Raw genomic sequence first — 18959 nt, forward strand, 5'->3', positions numbered from 1 at the left:
CGCCTATACGCTTCGGCCGGCGCGCTCGCTGGGGTTTCGCGTGGTGGTGTGGGCCGTGGCGTGCGCGCTATGCGTTTGCGCGGGCGCGGCGGGCTTCGCGGTTTGGCATGCGAGGCGCGCCGGCACGCCCTTGGTGGCATGCAGCGCGGCCCCTGTCGAGGAGGGTGAGCAGCAGATCCAGTTGACTCGCGCTCGGCTCGCTCTGGCGGAGGAGTCGGCGGCGCGCGCCGCCGTGCAGAAGACGGCGGACAGCGCCGCAGCCGAGGTTGCGCGGCTTGACGCGGAATTGCAATTTCTTCGCGGTCAGAGCAAGGGCGGGTCAGCAGCACGGACGGAAGCCGCGGGTCGCTGAGCGTCGGCGGTGAGCGAGGCGCCTACGCCGGCCAGCTAGCGCCGGGCAACCAATGCGGGGCGGCAAGCACCAACCAGCGAGCACTAGCCAGCCAACACCAGCCAACCAACGCGCCAGCCAGCCAACGCACCAGCCACACCGTTTCTCCGCCGCGCCCCGCCTTGCGCGACGACCATTTTCATTCACCAGAGATCGTTATGTTCAACAAGAAGAAATCCGCGGGTATCAAGCAGACCAAGCTCGCCACCCTGATTGCCCACGACGTGCGGATCACGGGCGACCTTCGGTTCAGCGACGGCCTGCGCTTGGACGGCCACGTCACCGGCAACGTGAGCGGCGAGCCGGGCGGGCAGACGTTGCTGGTATTGAGCGATCGCGGGTCGATCGAGGGCAACGTGCACGGCTACGACGTGGTGGTCAACGGCAGGATCGTCGGCGACGTGATTGCCGATCACTTCGTCGAGTTGCAGAGCAACGCGCATGTGACCGGAAGCATCTACTACCAGCAGTTGCGCATGGATTGCGGCGCCTCGGTGGACGGCAAGCTCACCAAACGCGACGCGGCGCAGTCGACGCCGCCGCATCTCGTGTCGGTGGCCGACAGCGCAGCCGACGAACGCATGGCCGGCTAGCCGGCGAGGCGATCAGCCGGCTCGCCGGCAAGGCGCCGTATCAGACCGGTCCCGGCAGCGACTGGCGCCGCGTTGGCGTGTCGAGGCCGAGCCCATCGGCGCGCGCGGTCCGGGCATCGGGATCAGCGCGTGTTTCGCGGGTTGTGGCGAGCCGTCCCACCGCGCTGCGCTCAAGTGTGGCGAGCATGTTCATCTCGACTACCTGCAGTTTGAAAGCCAGCACGATCAGCCCGCTTGCCAGCAGCAGGTCGCCCGCGAACACGACCGCGTAAAGCGCCGAGGTGCGCTGCGGGTTGCCGAGCAGCAGCGACAGATTGGTGCGATGGAGCAGCACGAGCACGAGCGGCACGAGGCCATTGAGCGTGGCGATCGTGCCACCGATCATCGCCATGAGTCGAGCGGCGCCCAGGTGCGGACGGCGCCGCCGGCACACTTCATAAAGCGTGGCGGCGCGGACCGGCAGGAAAAACAGCACGAGCAGGCCGGCGCGCAATACCATCGGAACCTTGAACAGCAGTGCGCATCCATAGAGGGCGCAGAACACGGCCGTGACGGCAAGTCCGGCAGGCCACGGCGCCTTGACGCCGAACAGTTGGCGCGTGCCCGCCCAGATCAGCAAGCGGCTTTGCAGCGCGAGCGTCGCGGTGGCGATCAACAGCGCGTCGTAGGGCCACGTGAAATGCAACGCGAAGCAGGCCGACGACGCGGCGAGCAGATAGAAACCGACCGCCCAGAAGCGGAACGCGGCGACGGCCGCGAACATGTGCGACAGCACGGTCGTAATGAGGGCGCAGCACAAGAACGTGATCAACCATAACGAATTAAACGTCGCTACATCGAATTTCATGAAGTCTCCAACACCTGAGCTGCCTGTTATTGTTTATTTGTGAATTGCGATCCGCCAACGGCCGCGGCGCGCCCAGCGGCAACCCCTTACTGCATCTTTCAGAAGATCGCTATGCTCATGCGGAGACCCTTGTCTCCCGCAACAGGCTGCCGAAGTCGTCGGCGTTGAGCGGCTTGCCGAGCAGGAAGCCCTGCATCTCATCGCACATCATCGACCTGAGCATGTTGAGTTGCGATTCGGTTTCGACACCTTCGGCCACCACATCCATTTCCAGCGAGTGCGCAAGCGCGATGATCGCCGATACGATCGCGCGGCCCTCCAGTCCGTGCGCGTCGAGACCGTTGGTGAAGAAGCGGTCGATCTTCAACTGCTTGACGCGAAAGCGCTGCAGATAGGCGAGGCTCGAGTAGCCGGTGCCGAAGTCGTCGATCGCGATCTCGAAGCCGCAGGCCTGAAACTGGCGGATCATCTCGATGGTTCTGGGGGCGTCCTGCATCGCCACGGTTTCGGTGATCTCGAACATGATCTGCGTGCATTCCACGCCCTCGGCCTCCACGATCTCGAGCATGCTCGCGACGAGATTGGGCTGCAGCATCTGGCGCGGCGACAGATTGATCGCCACTTTCATCGACGGCAAGCCGTGCTCGATCCAGCGGCGAATCTGCCGGCACGCTTCGCGCACCACCCAGTAGCCGATGTGCAGGATCTGCCCCGAGCGTTCGGCGATCGGAATGAACTCGAGCGGCGTGATCTCACCGAGTTGCGGGTGATGCAGACGGATCAGCGCCTCGGCGCCCGCCAGCGACTCGCCGCCGCCGTGAAACTTCGGCTGGAAGTGCAGCGAGAAATGGCCGGCCGCGAGCGCGTCGTGCAAAGCGCTCTGGATCTGCAGCGTGCGCATGGCTGCTTCGTTCATGCTGCGCTCGAAGAAGCGATAGGTGCTGCGGCCCGCGCGTTTGGCTTCGTACATGGCCGCGTCCGCGTGTTTCAGCAGCGTTTCGACGCTGTCGCCGTCGTCCGGATAGAGGGCGATACCGATGCTGGGCATCACCTGGAGCGGCTGGGAGTCGGTCCACATGCCCATGCGCATCCGGTCGAGCACACCCTCGGCCAGCGCGCCGGCGTCTTCGCGCGAGCCGAAATTTTCCGCCAGCACCACGAACTCGTCGCCGCCCAGCCGCGCCACGGTGTCGCTTGCGCGCACGCACAGCAGCAGGCGCTGCGCGAACGCGGTCAGCACCTGGTCGCCGACCGAATGGCCGAGCGAATCGTTGATAGTCTTGAAACCGTCGAGGTCCATGAAGAGGACCGCGCACAGCGAACGCTGCCGCTGCGCGCGATGGATCGCGTGTTCGATGCGCTCGGTCAGCGTGCTGCGGTTCGGCAGCCCGGTCAGGCTGTCGAGCGTGGCGAGCCGCACGATCTGGCCGTTCAGTCTGGACACCGCGCCGACCAGAAAGGTGGTGCGCGCATCGAAACGCGACAGCATCAGCGTGACGATCAGAATCGCAAAGGTGAACAGGGTCACCGAGGTCGCGAGCCACGTGGTGTTCACGCCATTGGCCGCGCCGCACACGGCGCCGGGCGCAAACTCGGCGGCGGCCATGCCGGCGTAATGCATGCCGCTGATCGCGACGCCCATCACCAGGGCCGCGGCCAGCCGCTTGCGCACCACGTGGCGCGCGTCGTCGTCGCTGAGCGCGCGCGCGAGCCACAGCGCGGCGCTCGACGCGCCGATCGCGACGGCGAGCGAGCCCGCGAACCATGCCGGTCGATAAACAATGCCTGGCGTCATCTGCATGGCCGCCATGCCGACATAGTGCATGCCGGCAATGCCGCATCCCATCACCACGCCGGCGGCCGGCAGCCGGCCCGCCGTCAGCCGCTCATGGGTCGTGATGGTCAGCGCCAGATACGAAGCCGCGGTCGCGAGTCCGAGCGAGGCGGCGGTGGTCGGGAAGTCGTAGCCGAGCGGAATCGGCAGCGAAAACGCCAGCATGGCGATGAAGTGCATCGACCAGATGCCGACGCCGAGCGCCGCGGCGCCACCCAGCCGCCAGGCCTGCCGCGCGCGCGGCGAGGCCAGCAGGAAAATGCGGCCGGTCAGGTCCAGGGCCGTGTATGAAGCCAGCGTCGCGACGACGAAAGAAATGGCCACCAGCCAAAGGTTATATGAGCTTTGCATGTCTAGTCCAACCGCCGGAAGGGAAGCGGCTGAACTGGTTATCGACAGTTCAAGGCAAATATTTAATTCGCTTTCAATACGTTAGGTGCCGGCGGCGGCCGCTTCGCCGGTGCGTGCCGCTCGGGCCGGCGTGGCGTGTTTCCGCGAGCGGGGCCCGCATCGGGCCGGTGCGGCATGGCGTTTGCGCACCGGTGGTGCCGGCCCCGATACGCCGGTGTGCGCGCGACGACATGAAAGCCGTGCTGTCCGCCGCCCTGGCCTTCCTTGATGATGGAGCCAAAGATGAAAGCGCTATGCTGGCATGGCAAGAAAGACATTCGTTACGATACCGTCCCGGATCCGACAATCGAGCATCCGCGCGACGCGGTAATCAAGGTATCGAGTTGCGCGATTTGCGGCTCCGATCTCCATCTGTTTGACGGCTTCATGCCGACCATGGAATCGGGCGACGTGATGGGCCACGAGTTCATGGGCGAGGTCGTCGAAGTCGGGGCGGACAACAAAAAGCTGAAGGTCGGCGACCGGGTGGTGGTGCCGTTTACCATCGCATGCGGCGAATGCGACCAGTGCAGGCGCGGCCTTTTTCGGTCTGCGAGCGCTCGAACCGCAACAAGGAGAAAGCCGATAAGGTGTTCGGCCACGCTACGGCGGGCTTGTTCGGATACTCGCATCTGACGGGCGGGTATCCGGGAGGGCAGGCGGAATATGTCCGTGTGCCGTATGCCGATGTGACGCCTGTCAAGATCCCCAACGGACTGACCGACGAGCAGGTCCTGTTCCTCGGCGACATCTTCCCGACGGGGTGGCAGGCGGCGGTGCAATGCGACATCCAGCCAACGGATACGGTCGCCATCTGGGGCGCGGGGCCGGTTGGCCAGTTTGCGATTCGCAGTGCCATCATGCTCGGTGCAAAACCGGTGCTGGTGATCGATCGTGTGCCGGAGCGCCTTGCCATGGCGAGGGTGGCGGGCGCGATCACGATCGACTTCGAGGAAGAGAGCGTCGTCGAACGGCTGAACGAACTGACGCAGGGCAAGGGACCGGAAAAGTGCATCGACGCGGTCGGCATGGAATCTCACGCGACCCGCTCGATCGACGCGATGTACGACCGGGCGAAGCAGGCCGTGATGCTCGAAACCGATCGTCCGCATGTGCTGCGCGAAATGATCTACGTGTGCAGACCGGCGGGCACGCTGTCGATTCCGGGCGTCTACGGCGGACTGATCGACAAGATTCCGTTCGGCGCGGCGATGAACAAGGGGCTGACTTTCCGGATGGGGCAAACGCACGTGAACCGTTGGACCGACGACCTGCTGCAACGCATTGTGGAAAGTCAGATCGATCCGTCGTTTGTCATCACGCACACGGTGCCTCTGGAGAAGGGCCCGGACATGTACAAGGTATTCCGCGACAAGGAAGACGGTTGTATCAAGGTGGTTTTGAAGCCTTAGCGAGACGGCGCGGCGGGGTGCCGCCCGGCGTCGTCTCGAGCCGGGATTCTGCGCGCCCGGCATGGCCCGTCCGCGTTCTTCGTGCCGGATGCGGGTGGCGCGACACCGGCAGCGGCCCGTCCGGGCTGCTCTCCGCGTGCCCGGCCTATTCACGTGCAATCGGCGCGAGTCCGCCAATTTTTTCCGCAAGCATTCTCTCGTACACACCGAAATGGAGGTCGACTTCCTCCTGCGTGACGACCGTCACGAAGATGCGGATCTGCCCCGGCAATAACCCGAGCACCACCGCGATGGCCGCCTCCAGTTGCGGCGCGCATAACCGGTCTTCCGCGAAGGTCGTCCCGACCGAGACGTCGTACGATTTCTCCTCGCGCACCGCCACATCCACGAGGCGAGCGCGGGCGCTCATATTGTTCTCGACGGCAAGGCGCATCACGTCCACCGCCGTGCGCATGCCTTCGGTGGGAAAGCCCCTCGGCGAGCGCAGACGAACCCGGTGCCTGCCGAGTGTGAGCCAGTCAGAATCGAATTCCATGAATCCTCCTGCCAGAAAATGCCTGCGCCGAGAATAGGGCTTCGCAACCGTTTTTCAAGAGCAAAAAAATTTGACCGCCAACCTTGAAATCCGCGTGGCGCGGTCTATTTTCTATTTCGCTCAGGCAGTCGCGCGGTTTCGCGCCGTGCGCTGCGTGTTTCGATTTGTTTGCCGCGGTGGGGGCAGGCGGACTGGAGCGCGTAGGCCCGTCTGCATCCTCGCCGTCTTTACCGAGGAAACGACCATGAGTGATCTCTACTTCACGACCGACCTGTTCAGCCAGTTCGATCGTCTGCATCAGCAGATGGCGACGCTGTTCGGCGGCTACCCTTCCAGCATTCGCACGGACCGCCTGTCGGCCTTTCCGCAAATCAATATCGGCACGACCGACGACACGATCGACATCGTCGCGTTCGCACCCGGCATCGACCCGAAGCAACTGGAGGTGTCCATCGACAAGGGCCTCCTGACGATCGCCGGCGAACGGGCGCCCGCGGCGCGCGATGCATCGGATGAAGCCGCGCGTCATTACGCGCGGGAACGCTTCAGCGGTCCATTTCGCCGCGTCATCGAGCTTGCGCCGCAAGCCGATCCCGACAAGGTCGAGGCTCGCTATCTGAACGGGTGCCTCTGCATCTCGATTGGCAAGCGCGAATCTTCCCGGCCCCGCGCGATTGCCGTGCAGTGATGCAACAGACAGAAAGAAAGGAGCAAAAAAGGAGCTGATCATGAACGACACCACGCAACTCGCTCGCAGTGACTCGACCACGGTCAATCGCGCGGAGCCTCAAGAAACGGGGCAACGCCTGACGCTCAGTCCGGCGGTCGATGTCGTCGAAAACGCGCACGGCGTGACGCTGTGGGCCGATCTTCCCGGTGTGGACCGGGACAATCTGGAAATCAGGGTGCAGGACGGTAATCTGCGGATCGAGGCATCCGCCAGCGTGCCGACGCGGGAAGGGCTGCGTCTGCAACACGCGGAGGTTCGCGTGCCGTATTTCGCGCGGTCATTTACGCTCGGACCGGAGTTCGATACGTCGAAGATCGAGGCGAAGCTTCACGATGGCGTCCTGCAGTTGTCGATTCCACGACGCGAGGAGGCGCGGCCGCGCCGCATCGAGGTCGCCGTCGGGTGACGGGCGGGGTATTGCGGACCATCGCGGCATATCGCTAAGTATCGCGAAGTATGGCGCCTGAAGGACAGCTCGGGCACGCTTGCCCGAGCTGTTCAACGCGTGCGGCGCGGAGCGCGACTCGTCTTGCAAGGCGGCACACCGCAATGCTCCGGGCCCGAGGTGGCAGCGCGGTTCTGCGCTGCCACCTCGGGCGTCAAGGCGGCGCGGACCCGACTTATATCGCGCCTCCCGACCTGCCACGATTGAAGAGCCGCACGATCAGAAGAAGAATGACCGCGCCGATCAGCGCCGTGATCAGGGAGCCGATTATTCCGCTACCGAGATGGATCCCGAGCGCGCCCCCCAGCCATCCGCCGATAAACGCACCGACTATCCCCACGATAATGTCGACGATGATGCCGAATCCGCCGCCATCGACAAGACGGCCGGCAAGCGCGCCAGCAACGCCGCCGATGACCAGCCAGAAAATAATGCCGTGCGATACAGGTTCCATTTGATTCTCCTTGTCCAGGGTACTCGTTATTGGCTGACGCCATTGTTCCGCCATGGCGTTGCGCAACGCGCGTGCCCGCGGACACTCTCCCCCCTCTATTGGCTATCACGCCAGCGCCGCTGTGAACGGCGGATAGCAATTTATCGCGCCGGTGCATTCAGCGCGACACCGTGCGCGATCAAGGAATTCATCTGTCGGGCACGGTGCATGCGGAGTGCAAGTCGCAGGTAAATCTCGCCGCGTTCCCTGCGCGCGCATCTCGCCAGAGCGGCTGCTCTGAGACCCAAGGTGGGGCATTCCGCACACGCGTTCGTCATCGCCCACAAAGCTGGTTTTCCAATGAATGTCCCTTTGGTCCGCACGTCCTTCTACCTTTCACGAGGTGAGGAACGCCAGCGGAACCCACAATCTTTTCTGGAGAAATGCGATGTTCGTGCACAACAAGCGACTTCAATACACCGTCCGCGTAGCGATGCCCAATCCCGGTCTTGCCAATCTGCTTCTCGAACAGTTCGGCGGCCCGCAAGGCGAACTGGCCGCGGCCTGCCGCTATTTCACTCAGGCTGTCAGTGAGGACGACCCCGGCAGGCGGGACATGCTGTTCGACATCGCGACGGAAGAACTCAGCCACCTGGAGATCATCGGCTCGATTGTCGCGATGCTCAACAAGGGTGCGAAGGGACGACTTGCCGAAGGCGTCGAACAGGAGGCCGAACTTTACCGTTCACTCACTGCGGGCGGCAACGATTCGCACACTACCGCGCTGCTCTATGGCGGCGGCCCGGCGTTGACCAATTCCGCAGGCGTGCCATGGACCGCCGCGTATATCGACACGATCGGCGAGCCGACCGCGGATCTGCGCTCGAATATCGCTGCGGAGGCGCGCGCAAAGATCGTCTACGAACGGCTCATCAATGTGACCGACGATCCTGGTATCAAGGAAGCGCTCGGCTTTCTGATGACCCGCGAGATCGCGCATCAGAAGTCATTTGAGAAAGCCTTGCATTCTATTCAGCCGAACTTCCCGCAGGGAAAATTGCCGGGTGTTCCAGAATTTACCAACGTCTATTACAACATGTCCGACGGCGACGACGCGCCTCGCGGCCCGTGGAATGAAGGGCCGGGTTGGGACTTCGTCGAGACGCCGCAGCCGGCGGTCGACGGCGGCGATGGACTTGCCACGGTTCAGGTTTCGGAAGAAGAGGTCGAGGTGTTGAGCGCGATGGCGTCGCGCACGGCTTCCGCGACCGAGACGGACCCGGTCACCGGCGCGGATCTGGGCGCCGGACAGAATGCAGCCGTAGCGAAATAACCGCACACGTAGTCGAACTGACCGTCGTCGGTCGTACCTTGCCGACGACGGTGTTTCGTTCCGGCCGTGCGCGCCACTCGTACGGCGTGACGGATCGTCCGGACGATGCCTGCTTGTGGCGCTTTGCGCGCTTAACCATCAAGGAGTTTCCATGCACGATCGGATCGCAGAACAGTTCTCCTCACGTCAACGTGACACGGCAATCGACATCGCTTTCGATTGCAACACCGAAGTCCTTGCCGGGGTCGAGAAAGTCGTCGAACTCAACATACAGACCGTAAAAACCTCGTTGTCCGAGCAACAGGCTCTGACCGAGGCGGCACTTTCCGCCGACTCGCTCGATGATGTGGTCGATCTCCAGTCGCAGCAATTTCCGGCCGCGGTCAAGAAGACCTTTGCCTATTGGCGGCACGTGGAAGAAATTGCTGCCGGTACGCGAATCGGATTATTCAATGCGATGCAGGCGCACTTTGGTAATTCCTTGAAGACGCTCGGGGAAATGGTCGATATTGCTTGCGGGAATGTTCAGGAGCAGGCCGGCAATTCCAGCCTGCTCGTCACGACGCAACCCGCGTTCGCATCCGCTGAGCGGGTGGAGATTGTCGATAGCTCGGGCAGGGCGGTGTCTTCCGCCGGCGCCCGGCGCGATTTGCGTTAATTGGCATGTCACGGCGCGGCGTCTGGCGGGGGGAGCCTTGCTGCGCTTCGTCGGCGGACGCCGGCGCGACGGAGGAGGGAGTGGGAACGGGCGTTGCGCTTGCCATGGGTAGAAGCTCCATGCCAGGAGCCCACAGCGAGAGAAAAACCATGAACTCCAACTCTGAAAATCATGACTGCCCGGATGATTCGAGCGGCGCCGGGCGCGAGCCACATCAAGGCCGGGCGCCCGTGCGGGTGCTGGTGGTGGACGATTCGCTCCCGTCGGCGGACGCGCTCAGCGCGTATCTGCAAGCGGGCGGCATGAGCGTGCGAACCGTCTACCACGGCTCGGACGCTCTGAGAGAAGCAAAGGCGTGGATCCCCGACTGCATTGTTCTCGATGTCGCCATGCCCGGGCTGTCCGGCATTGGCGTCGCCACGGCGCTGCGGCGAATCGAGGCAACCGGAAAGATTCCCCTTCTGGCATTTACCGCGTTCGATACCGCCGACTACGTGCGGGAAATGAAAGAGGCCGGCTTCGATGCCATCTGCCGCAAGCCGGCGGAGTTACGCCATCTCGAAGGCATGATCTTCAGGTTGCTCAGGAACGAAGCCGCGAATGGCTCCGCGACTGTCCAATCCCGCACAGCGCTTGCGCCAACGGATCCGGGCGAGAACCCGGCCGATCGACCTTGACGCGAACCCGGAAAGCCGCACTGACCGCAGAAGACCCGCTCACCGGCTGGTGGGCGCGAGCATGAACCAGAACATGGCCAGCGCGGCGAGCGCCATGGCTCCCGTGGCGGTCCAGCCGGCGACCGACAGACGCCTCGAGATGACGAAGCTGCCCATGATCTTTGGGTTCACCGCCATGAACATCATCAGCGCCATGATCGGCACGGACACCACGCCATTGATCACCGCGCTCCAGTAGAGCGCCTTGACGGGATCGATGCTCGTGAATCCCATCGCGAGGCCAATTAGCGTCGACAGCACGACGATGCCGTAAAACCGTTTCGCGAGTTGCGGTTTCAGGGCGAGGCTGTTTCGCCAGTTGAACGTGCCGGCCATCGCATACGCGGCGGAGCCGGCCAGCACAGGCAGCGCGAGCAGGCCCGTACCGACGATGCCCAGACTGAACAGTAGGAACGCGAACTTTCCGGCAATGGGCTTCAAGGCGAGCGCCGCTTGCGACGAGGTCTGGATGTCCGTCACACCGTGGGCGTTCAGCGTGGCGGCGGTGGTGAGGATGATGAAGAACGCGACCAGGTTGGAAATGCCCATTCCGATCCACGTGTCCATCCGGATCCGGCGCAAACTCGCCGGCCCCTGTCCTGGCGCGTTTTTCAACGCGCGCTGCCCGGTTTCGGCGCGCATCTCCTCGACCTCTTGCGACGCTTGCCAGAAGAACAGGTATGGACTGATGGTGGTGCCGAGCAGGGCGACAACGGTGGTGACGTATTCGCTTTTCCACGACAGATGTGGACTGAAGGTGCGCACTATCACGGTCTGCCACGGGATCTCGACCACGAACACCGTTCCGACGTAGGCGAATAAGGCGAGCGTTAGCCATTTCAGCACGCGCACATAACTTCGATACGGAATGAAGACCTGCAGTAAAACTGACGATACCCCGAGCACAAGGGTGTAAATGCGCGTCGGACCGCCGATCACCAGGTTGACTGCGGCGCCCATTGCGGTCAGATCCGCGGCGATGTTGATCGTATTGGCGACCAGCAGCAGGAAGACCGACCCATAGAGCAGCCACGCGGGGTAGTGACGCCGGATGTTCGTGGCGAGTCCGTGACCGCTCACGCGTCCCAGTCTGGCGCTGACGACCTGAATGGCCACCATCAGCGGATACGTGATGATGACGGTCCACAACATGTTGAAGCCGAACTGCGCGCCGGCCTGCGAATAGGTGGCGATACCGCTGGGATCGTCGTCCGCCGCGCCTGTGATGAGGCCGGGGCCGAGTTGTTCCAGCCACGACCGAACCTCGAGGTCCGGCTTGTCGGAGGGGTTGATGTCGATATCCATCGTTGAGTCCTTTGGTGTTCGTGCCCGCGATCTCACGGGAGCCCGCAAAGCCTGCCCGACGCATCTTACCGTTCACGCCGCGGTTTGAACGGGAACGCGCGTCGCGTCGGACTGGCGGCGCCGGCTGGCTGGAGTGTCCGCCTTCGCGGGCCAGGTAGATACAGGTCCGCTCTTTCGTCGACGTCGCTCTGTTTTCCTTGACCATGCGCACGAATCGGGCCACGTACGGCCGCTGGGCGCGGGGCTTGCTACAGGGACTGGGCCATCTGGTGGACGACGATCTCTTTGCCGGCAATCGCGCGGGGCGCAACCTCTGAGTTCATCCGATGCGACATGACGTTCCGTGGTCGGAGCGGGGCTCGATAACGACATGGCCCGAAGCCTTTGCCGAGCGAGGCGGTATTCAGCCGGACTAACGGCAAGACCTGATAGACACTACATAGCGGAGCGGACAATGAACCCTGTTACCCTCGACCAGTTCAAGACGCGACTGGCGTCGATGTTGCGCGACATCCCTTACGGCACGAGTGCCGACCTGACAGGCTACGCAATCGCATTCTGGGACGGCAGCAAGGTCGTCTACGCGTTTCTCTCCGGAGACGGCACCGGCATGATCGAGGACGAGTTCGAACTGAGCGACTACGAATGGAACCACTGGCACGACGATTTCGCCGCGTGGATCAAGGAGCCGTTGTTCAGCGTTCGGCCGGAGCTCAATAAGCGGACCTGGAGGGCGCCCACCGGTGCCGGCGCACGGTAGCGTTCAGCGCCGCAGGCTGCCTTGGAGCGGCGGGACGCCGCGCCCGATATCTACATGGCACGTTCTACCAGTTCTTGTAAAAGCTGGCCGGGATGGCCCGCATCTGCGCCCCGGTGTCCTGCAGCGCAGTTTTTCCGGCCAGTTGATCAGCGACCTTGGGCACCCGACGATTTGACTCGGGCGTGTTGTAAAGAGCAGCGGGGGGGCCGTCGCGCGGGCGTTCATGCTGTCCTCTGGCTTGATCGGAGGGATACCGCGTAAGCCAGTGGTACGGAGCGAGGCGGGCGGGCGAGCGGGGCGGCCATTCATCCCGCGGCCTGCAAAGGGATGGCGTGATGTTACTGGAATCTGTCATTCGAGCCACTGGTCGATCCTGTGGGGCAACGGGACAATGCATCCCGACAGTTCACCCACAAGGAGCCTTCCATGTCCCCCGTCTCAGCCGTGCCTGCTGCCGACAGCGCTGCAGCGCTCGCTCACTTCAGCGCGCTGTTGTCGTTCGAAACCGATTGCGCCGACGTACACGCGGCACTTGAAAGCAGTCACCCGCACCTTGTCGACTTCGTACTGCTCGACGTGCGCAGCCCCGCACTTTTCGCCCGCGGCCATGTACCTGGCGCAGCGAACCTTCCACACGGCAAGATCGTGGAGTCCAAGCTCGCCGACTATCCGCCGGATACGCTGTTCGTCACTTACTGCGCGGGCCCGCACTGCAACGGAGCGACGCGCGCCGCGATCAGGCTCGCTCGCCTCGCTCGCCCGGTGAAGATCATGGCGGGTGGCATCACCGGCTGGCTGGACGAGGGCTTCCAGCTTGCCATCGCCGATGAGGAATCGGCCCGGCGCGCGTCGCCTCGCGTGGCGGGCCACCCGGGTTGACTGGCGGAATCGTCGATCTCCGGTAAGATCGCGCCATGCACAATCATTTCGTCGTCGCGCTCGCTTACGACCGGCTCTGCACCTTCGAATTCGGCTGCGTGACCGAGCTGTTCGCACTCGAGCGCCCTGAACTCGGTGTGGACTGGTATCGCTTCGCGGTCTGCGCGGGCGAGCCGGGGCCGATTCGCGCGGCGGGCGGCGTCACCTTCGCCGCGCCTTACACGCTCAAGCTGCTGGAGCGCGCCGACACCATCGTCATTCCCGGCTGGCGCGATGCCGACGAGGTGCCGCCCGAACCGCTGCTGAGGAAGATTCGCGCCGCCTACGAGCGCGGCGCGCGCCTCTGTTCGATCTGCTCCGGCGTGTTCGTTCTCGCGGCCGCGGGCGTGCTCGACGGCAAGACCGTCACGACGCACTGGCGCTATGCGGCCAAATTGCAGCAACGCTATCCGCAGTTGCATGTGCAGCAAGACGCGCTCTATGTGGACGAAGGGCAGATCATCAGCTCGGCGGGCTCGGCGGCAGGGCTCGATATGCTGCTGCATCTGGTGCGGCGCGATCACGGCAGCGCGGTGGCGAACCGGGTGGCGCAGCGGCTCGTGGTGCCGCCGCATCGCGAGGGCGGCCAGGCGCAGTTCGTGCCGCGGCCCATGCCGCAGGACGAAAGCGGACGTCTATCTCGACTGATGGACTGGGTGCGCAGCCATCCCGCTTTGCCGCACACCTTGCGCTCGCTGGCCGAGCGCGCGGCGATGAGTCCGCGCACGCTGCAGCGGCAGTTTCACGACGCCACCGGCATGGCGCCTTATGAATGGCTCGTGCGCGAGCGCGTGGCCATCGCGCGCGAACTGCTCGAAGCGCAGGCCTTGCTGCCGATCGCGCGCGTCGCGGAACTGGCTGGATTCGGTTCCGAGGAATCGTTGCGGCGGCATTTCCGCCGCATTGCGCTGACGAGTCCGGGCGCGTACCGCAAGAAGTTCGGCGCGCGGGAAACGGCTTGAGGGCGTAAGTGGCGTAAGCGGCTTCAGCGTCCGAGCACCGCGTCGGCGCGGCCTGCCGGGTTCGCGTGAGCGGAGATGGGCGGGGCATGCTCGCCGACAGGCACCGCGGCCCTCTCCACGCGAGCGCATCGGCGCTTATCATGCAGCGGTTGTACACGTCGATTCCTTGTCAGAAAGCGTTTTTTGCCCAACCGCTCCGAGACAAACGCTCGCCATGCAAACTATCTTCGATCAGCCGGCACTCCTGTTCGCCGTGTCCTTCGTGCTGATGTGGCTGTCGGGACTGCTGCTGATCGTGCCGCTAGTGGTGTCGCTCGCGTTTGCGCTGATCGCGGATATCGACAGTCCGCGCGGCGGCGTGATCCGGGTGAGGCCGCTTAATCTGCATGCGCTCGCGGATACCATGCGGGCGCATTGAACGACGGCCGAGCGGCACTGTGCCGCCTATTCAAAGGAAACTCATGCTCGACATCGCAAAAACCATCGCCGGCTTTAACGCAGGACGCGATCCCGAGCGGCTTGCGATGAAATACAAGGCCATGCGAGCGTCGCCGTTCGTGTTCCTGCGCGGCACCTGTCACCTCTTTTACGAACGACTGCCGCGCGACAAGGCGCTCGACGACGCGCCGCCGGTGTGGATCTGCGGTGACATGCATCTGGAAAATTTCGGTAGCTACAAGGCCGACAATAGCCTGATCTACTTCGACAACAACGATTTCGACGAAGCCTGCCTCGCGCCGAATCTTTACGAACTGGTGCGTCTGCTGACGAGCGTGCTGGTCGGCGCGAGCGATCTCAAGCTAAGCCGCGCGCAGGCGCTGGCGCTGTGCCACACCGCCGTGGAAACGTATGGCGCGGCGCTCGCGGACGGCAAATCGCGCTGGATCGAGGAGGAAACCGCGACGGGAATGGTGCATGATCTGTTCGTCGCGCTCGCCAGCCGCACGCGGGTTGCGCATCTGGACCGGCGCACCGTGCTCAAAGGCAAAACGCGTGTGCTGAAAGTGGACGGCAAGAAAGCGCTGGCGGTTAGCGATAGCCAACGTGCCGCCGTCACGCAATTCATGCAGAAGTTCGCCGCGGGCGAGCCCAACCCCGACTTCTTCCGCATTCTCGACGTCGCACGGCGGATTGCCGGCACGGGCAGCCTTGGTGTGGATCGCTACGTCATCCTCGTCCAAGGTAAAGGCTCGCCGGACGGCAATTATCTGATCGATCTGAAAGAGGCGCTGCCTTCTTCCGTCACGCCGCGCCTGAGCACGCCGCAACCGGCCTGGCAGACAGAAGCGCAGCGCGTCGTGGAGGTCCAACGGCGAAATCAGGCCGTTTCGCAGGCGTTCCTGCACGCAGTCGAATTCAATCAGCGATCCTATGTGTTGCGCAGTCTGCAGCCCTCGGAGGACCGCGTCGCGTTGAGCGACTGGGACGGCAAGCTGCCGCGTCTCGAAGCGGTGGTGGACAACATGGCCGGGTTGAGTGCGTGGGCGCATCTGCGCAGCGGCGGCCGGCAAAAGTCGTCGATCGCCGACGAGTTGATCGCGTTCGGCAATCGGCGCGACTGGCAGTTGCCGCTGGTCGATATCGCGATGCAATGCGAGGCCCAGGTGGCCGCGGACTGGAAGGCGTATTGCGACGCGTACGACAGCGGCGTGTTCGACCTGACGGCCAAGCGCTGAGGTTCGTCGCGCGGATTGCGCCGCATCGCGCCGGTGTGCTTGCGGCGTATTCGTCGTCTTGCTCGTTAGCGTCTTCCAATGCGCGGCGCATCGTGGCGCCGCGCGTGCCAGAACCGCTCCAGACAAACCCTGATTGCTGCGGCGAATCCGCCGCTGCTATCGTTCGCTGGTCGTGTGGAAGCGCTTCCACTCCGGTCTTCCGGCTCGGTTGAAGTGGCCTTTCGCCGTATGCGTTCAATGAGGTCAGCTGACTCTGGCCGAGACAGCCTTGCATGGGAGACTCCGTGGCAAACGACGCTTCCGCTGTATCCGACGCTCTCTCTTCCCATTCCCAATCGCTAGCCGATCCTTTCACCCCGCCCGCGGACTCGTCGCTGTGGCGCAAGCGCTTCCTGCTGGGCGCGGCCACGGCTTCGTACCAGATCGAAGGCGCGGTGAACGAAGACGGCCGCCTGCCGTCGATCTGGGACACGTTCTCGGCGACGCCGGGCAAGGTGCTGGCCGGCGACACCGGCGCGGTGGCCTGCGATCACTATCATCGCTGGGAAGCGGACGTCGACATGCTGGCCGGGCTCGGTCTCGAAGGCTACCGGCTGTCCATCGCATGGCCGCGCGTGATGGACGCGGCCGGCGCGCCGAACCGCAGAGGTATCGAGTTCTACAAACGGCTTCTGGCGCGCTTGAAGGAGAAGGGCGTCAGCACCTTCGTCACGCTGTATCACTGGGACTTGCCGCAGCATCTGGAGGATCGCGGCGGCTGGCTCAATCGCGACACCGCATACCGTTTCGCGGATTACGCCGACCTGATGAGCCGCGAGTTGGCCGGCAGCGTGGACGGCTGGATGACGCTGAACGAACCCTGGTGCTCCGCGTATCTCGGCTACGGCAACGGCCACCACGCGCCGGGGCTCGCAAATGGGCGTTACGCCACACAGGCCATGCATCATCTGCTGCTGGCGCACGGGCTCGCGATGCCGGTATTGCGCGCCAACGATCCGGCCTCGCAAAAGGGCATCGTCGCCAATGTCGGGCGCGGCACGGCCCATAGCGAGAGCGCCGCCGATCAGCGCGCGGCGCATCTGTTCGAGGTGCAGCACAATGCGTGGATTCTCGATCCGCTACTCAAGGGCCGCTACCCGCAGGCTCTGTTCGAGCTGTGGCCGGGCACCGAGCCGCTGGTGCTCGACGGCGATATGCAAACCATTGCCGCGCCACTGGACTTTCTCGGCATCAACTATTATTTCCGCACGAATGTCGCGAGCGACGGCGCGCACGGCTTCACGGAAGTGCCGCTCGAAGGCGTGGAGCGCACGCAGATGGGCTGGGAAGTGTATCCGGACGGCTTGCGCGATCTGCTGACCGGTTTCAAGGACACGTACGCGAATCTGCCGCCGATCTACATTACCGAAAACGGCATGGCTTCGGACGACAAGGTGATCGACGGCCATGTGGAGGACACCCAGCGCATCTCGTTCCTCAAGCGCCATCTCGCCGCGGTCGACGAAGCGATCAAGGCCGGTGTGGAGATTCGCGGCTATTTTCTCTGGTCGCTGATGGACAACTTCGAGTGGGCGTTCGGGTACGAGCGTCGTTTTGGTGTCGTACATGTCGATTACGCTACCCAGAAGCGCACGCTCAAACGCAGTGCGGAGTTGGTGGCCAGGTTTCTGAAGGAGCGCAACGCACGAAGTGAATAGCAGGTGAAGCTGGCTTGTATGCCGACTTGAAACACGGGCGCCGAGCCCGGCGCAACTATCCTGCACAGGAGACGGAATGAACCGCAGAAGAATGGTCTTGCGAGGCGTGGTTGCGGCACTGGCGTTGTATGGCGTCGTCGCGCAGGCGGAGCCTTTGAAGGCCAACGTGATTCACTGGTGGACCTCGGGCGGCGAGTCGGCCGCGATTCGCCAGTTTGCCGATGCATACAACAAGGCTGGCGGCCAATGGGTCGACAACGCGGTGGCGGGCGCGGATCAGGCGCGCTCCACGGCGATCAACCGGATCGTCGGCGGCGATCCACCCACTGCCGCGCAGTTCAATACGTCCAGGCAGTTTCACGACCTGATCGATCAGGGCCTGCTGAACAACGTCGACGACGTCGCCGCGAAGGAAAACTGGAACGGCGTGTTTCCGCAGTCGATTCTCGACAGCATCAAGGTGAAAGGGCACTACTACGCCGCGCCCGTCGATATCCATATGCCGGCCTGGTTCTTCTACTCGAAGCCGGTGTTCCAGAAAGCGGGCATCGCCGCCGAGCCGAAGAGCTACGACGAGTTCATCGCCGATCTCGGCAAGCTCAAAGCCGCGGGCGTGATTCCGCTCGCGCTCGGCGGCCAGCCGTGGCAGGAGAAAATCACGTTCGACGCGGTGCTGGCGGACGTGGGCGGCGCCGATCTGTATCTGAAGGTGTACCGCGATCACGACATGAACGCGGTGAAGTCGGACGCTTTCAGGAAAGTGCTCGCGTCGTTCAAGCGCCTGCATGATTTCGTCGATGCCGGTTCGCCCGGCCGCAACTGGAACGACGCCACCGCGCTGGTGATCTCGGGCAAAGCGGGCGTGCAGATCATGGGCGACTGGGCCAAGGGCGAATTCTCGGCGGCCAGTCAGAGCGCGGGCAAGGACTTCGGCTGCTTCCCGGGTTTCGGTCCGCATTCGCCGTATCTGGTCGCGGGGGACGTGTTCGTGTTCCCGAAAACGGACAACCCCACCACGATCAAGGCGCAAAATCTGCTTGCCACGGTGATGACCTCGCCGTCCGCGCAAGTCGCATTCAGCGCGAAGAAAGGCTCGATTCCGATTCGTCCCGACGTGGACGCCGGCAGTCTCGACATCTGCGCGAAGGAGGGCATCGCGATCATGAAGGACAAGTCGCGTCAGTTGCCGAATCCGGAAATGCTGCTCTCGCCCGACACGCAGGGCGCGTTGATCGACGTCATCACCAACTTCTGGAACAAGAACCAGTCGGTCGACGACGCGCAGAAGGCGTTTGCCGGCGCGTTGAAGAGCTAGGCGCGCAGC

At 63.7% G+C, this 18959-nt stretch carries 18 protein-coding genes and 1 pseudogene; 14 read left to right on the forward strand and 5 right to left on the reverse strand.

The window, feature by feature from the left end; genetic code table 11:
- The first annotated feature begins 549 nt into the window (after nucleotides 1-549).
- On the forward strand, nucleotides 550-984 hold the full coding sequence (locus CJU94_RS32850) for a bactofilin family protein (protein WP_095422681.1): 435 nt from the start codon (nucleotides 550-552) through the stop codon (nucleotides 982-984).
- Nucleotides 985-1024: 40 nt separating this feature from the next.
- Here the strand turns inward: CJU94_RS32850 and CJU94_RS32855 are convergent, their stop codons facing one another.
- Together CJU94_RS32855 and CJU94_RS32860 are read right to left on the reverse strand one after the other, a co-directional pair.
- On the reverse strand, nucleotides 1025-1831 hold the full coding sequence (locus tag CJU94_RS32855) for a hypothetical protein (protein ID WP_095422682.1): 807 nt from the start codon (nucleotides 1829-1831) through the stop codon (nucleotides 1025-1027).
- Between the two features lie 115 nt (nucleotides 1832-1946).
- Nucleotides 1947-4016, reverse strand: coding sequence for a putative bifunctional diguanylate cyclase/phosphodiesterase (locus tag CJU94_RS32860; RefSeq protein WP_095422683.1), 2070 nt, complete (start codon nucleotides 4014-4016; stop codon nucleotides 1947-1949).
- A 282-nt stretch (nucleotides 4017-4298) separates the two neighbouring features.
- On the opposite strand from CJU94_RS32860, the pseudogene CJU94_RS32865 reads away from it, so the two are divergent.
- Nucleotides 4299-5467 (forward strand): annotated as a pseudogene (locus CJU94_RS32865) (zinc-dependent alcohol dehydrogenase).
- A gap of 145 nt (nucleotides 5468-5612) precedes the next feature.
- On the opposite strand, the gene CJU94_RS32870 reads toward CJU94_RS32865, so the two are convergent.
- The gene (locus tag CJU94_RS32870) at nucleotides 5613-6002 is read right to left on the reverse strand and encodes a hypothetical protein (RefSeq protein WP_095422684.1); all 390 of its coding nucleotides are present in this window, start codon (nucleotides 6000-6002) and stop codon (nucleotides 5613-5615) included.
- Nucleotides 6003-6246: 244 nt separating this feature from the next.
- On the opposite strand from CJU94_RS32870, the gene CJU94_RS32875 reads away from it, so the two are divergent.
- Both CJU94_RS32875 and CJU94_RS32880 read left to right on the forward strand, forming a co-directional pair.
- Nucleotides 6247-6690 (forward strand): Hsp20/alpha crystallin family protein, encoded by a 444-nt coding sequence (locus tag CJU94_RS32875; protein WP_095422685.1) that lies wholly within the window; start codon nucleotides 6247-6249, stop codon nucleotides 6688-6690.
- Nucleotides 6691-6730: 40 nt separating this feature from the next.
- Nucleotides 6731-7138, forward strand: coding sequence for an Hsp20/alpha crystallin family protein (locus CJU94_RS32880; RefSeq protein ID WP_095422686.1), 408 nt, complete (start codon nucleotides 6731-6733; stop codon nucleotides 7136-7138).
- Nucleotides 7139-7352: 214 nt separating this feature from the next.
- On the opposite strand, the gene CJU94_RS32885 is transcribed toward CJU94_RS32880, so the two are convergent.
- Nucleotides 7353-7631, reverse strand: coding sequence for a GlsB/YeaQ/YmgE family stress response membrane protein (locus CJU94_RS32885; RefSeq protein ID WP_095422687.1), 279 nt, complete (start codon nucleotides 7629-7631; stop codon nucleotides 7353-7355).
- Between the two features lie 427 nt (nucleotides 7632-8058).
- On the opposite strand from CJU94_RS32885, the gene CJU94_RS32890 reads away from it, so the two are divergent.
- The 3 genes from CJU94_RS32890 (at nucleotide 8059) to CJU94_RS32900 (ending at nucleotide 10278) form a co-directional block, all read left to right on the forward strand.
- The gene (locus CJU94_RS32890) at nucleotides 8059-8943 is read left to right on the forward strand and encodes a manganese catalase family protein (RefSeq protein ID WP_095422688.1); all 885 of its coding nucleotides are present in this window, start codon (nucleotides 8059-8061) and stop codon (nucleotides 8941-8943) included.
- A 151-nt stretch (nucleotides 8944-9094) separates the two neighbouring features.
- The gene (locus CJU94_RS32895; protein WP_095422689.1) at nucleotides 9095-9601 is read left to right on the forward strand and encodes a phasin family protein; all 507 of its coding nucleotides are present in this window, start codon (nucleotides 9095-9097) and stop codon (nucleotides 9599-9601) included.
- 80 nt (nucleotides 9602-9681) lie between these two features.
- The gene (locus CJU94_RS32900) at nucleotides 9682-10278 is read left to right on the forward strand and encodes a response regulator (protein WP_244221035.1); all 597 of its coding nucleotides are present in this window, start codon (nucleotides 9682-9684) and stop codon (nucleotides 10276-10278) included.
- A 39-nt stretch (nucleotides 10279-10317) separates the two neighbouring features.
- Here CJU94_RS32900 and CJU94_RS32905 read toward each other — a convergent pair whose 3' ends face one another.
- Nucleotides 10318-11622, reverse strand: a complete 1305-nt coding sequence (locus CJU94_RS32905) for an NRAMP family divalent metal transporter (protein ID WP_095422691.1) — start codon at nucleotides 11620-11622, stop codon at nucleotides 10318-10320.
- 454 nt (nucleotides 11623-12076) lie between these two features.
- On the opposite strand from CJU94_RS32905, the gene CJU94_RS32910 reads away from it, so the two are divergent.
- The 7 genes from CJU94_RS32910 to CJU94_RS32940 all read left to right on the forward strand — a co-directional run bounded on the left by CJU94_RS32910 (nucleotide 12077) and on the right by CJU94_RS32940 (nucleotide 18950).
- A complete protein-coding gene (locus CJU94_RS32910) occupies nucleotides 12077-12382 on the forward strand; it encodes a hypothetical protein (protein ID WP_095422692.1) in 306 nt (101 codons plus the stop codon).
- Between the two features lie 426 nt (nucleotides 12383-12808).
- Nucleotides 12809-13261 carry a rhodanese-like domain-containing protein gene (locus CJU94_RS32915; protein ID WP_095422693.1) on the forward strand — a complete coding sequence of 151 codons (453 nt, stop codon included), beginning with the start codon at nucleotides 12809-12811 and terminating at the stop codon, nucleotides 13259-13261.
- Between the two features lie 35 nt (nucleotides 13262-13296).
- Nucleotides 13297-14262 (forward strand): transcriptional regulator FtrA, encoded by a 966-nt coding sequence (ftrA, locus tag CJU94_RS32920; RefSeq protein ID WP_095422694.1) that lies wholly within the window; start codon nucleotides 13297-13299, stop codon nucleotides 14260-14262.
- 214 nt (nucleotides 14263-14476) lie between these two features.
- Nucleotides 14477-14680: a hypothetical protein gene (locus tag CJU94_RS32925; protein WP_157763836.1), complete on the forward strand. Its 204-nt coding sequence runs from the start codon at nucleotides 14477-14479 to the stop codon at nucleotides 14678-14680.
- Nucleotides 14681-14723: 43 nt separating this feature from the next.
- On the forward strand, nucleotides 14724-15938 hold the full coding sequence (locus CJU94_RS32930) for a DUF2252 domain-containing protein (protein WP_095422695.1): 1215 nt from the start codon (nucleotides 14724-14726) through the stop codon (nucleotides 15936-15938).
- A 284-nt stretch (nucleotides 15939-16222) separates the two neighbouring features.
- Nucleotides 16223-17635 carry a GH1 family beta-glucosidase gene (locus CJU94_RS32935; RefSeq protein ID WP_208645393.1) on the forward strand — a complete coding sequence of 471 codons (1413 nt, stop codon included), beginning with the start codon at nucleotides 16223-16225 and terminating at the stop codon, nucleotides 17633-17635.
- Between the two features lie 76 nt (nucleotides 17636-17711).
- A complete protein-coding gene (locus tag CJU94_RS32940) occupies nucleotides 17712-18950 on the forward strand; it encodes an ABC transporter substrate-binding protein (RefSeq protein ID WP_095422697.1) in 1239 nt (412 codons plus the stop codon).
- The last annotated feature ends 9 nt before the right edge of the window (nucleotides 18951-18959 follow it).

It is taken from the genome of Paraburkholderia aromaticivorans, from assembly GCF_002278075.1.
Lineage (GTDB): Bacteria > Pseudomonadota > Gammaproteobacteria > Burkholderiales > Burkholderiaceae > Paraburkholderia > Paraburkholderia aromaticivorans.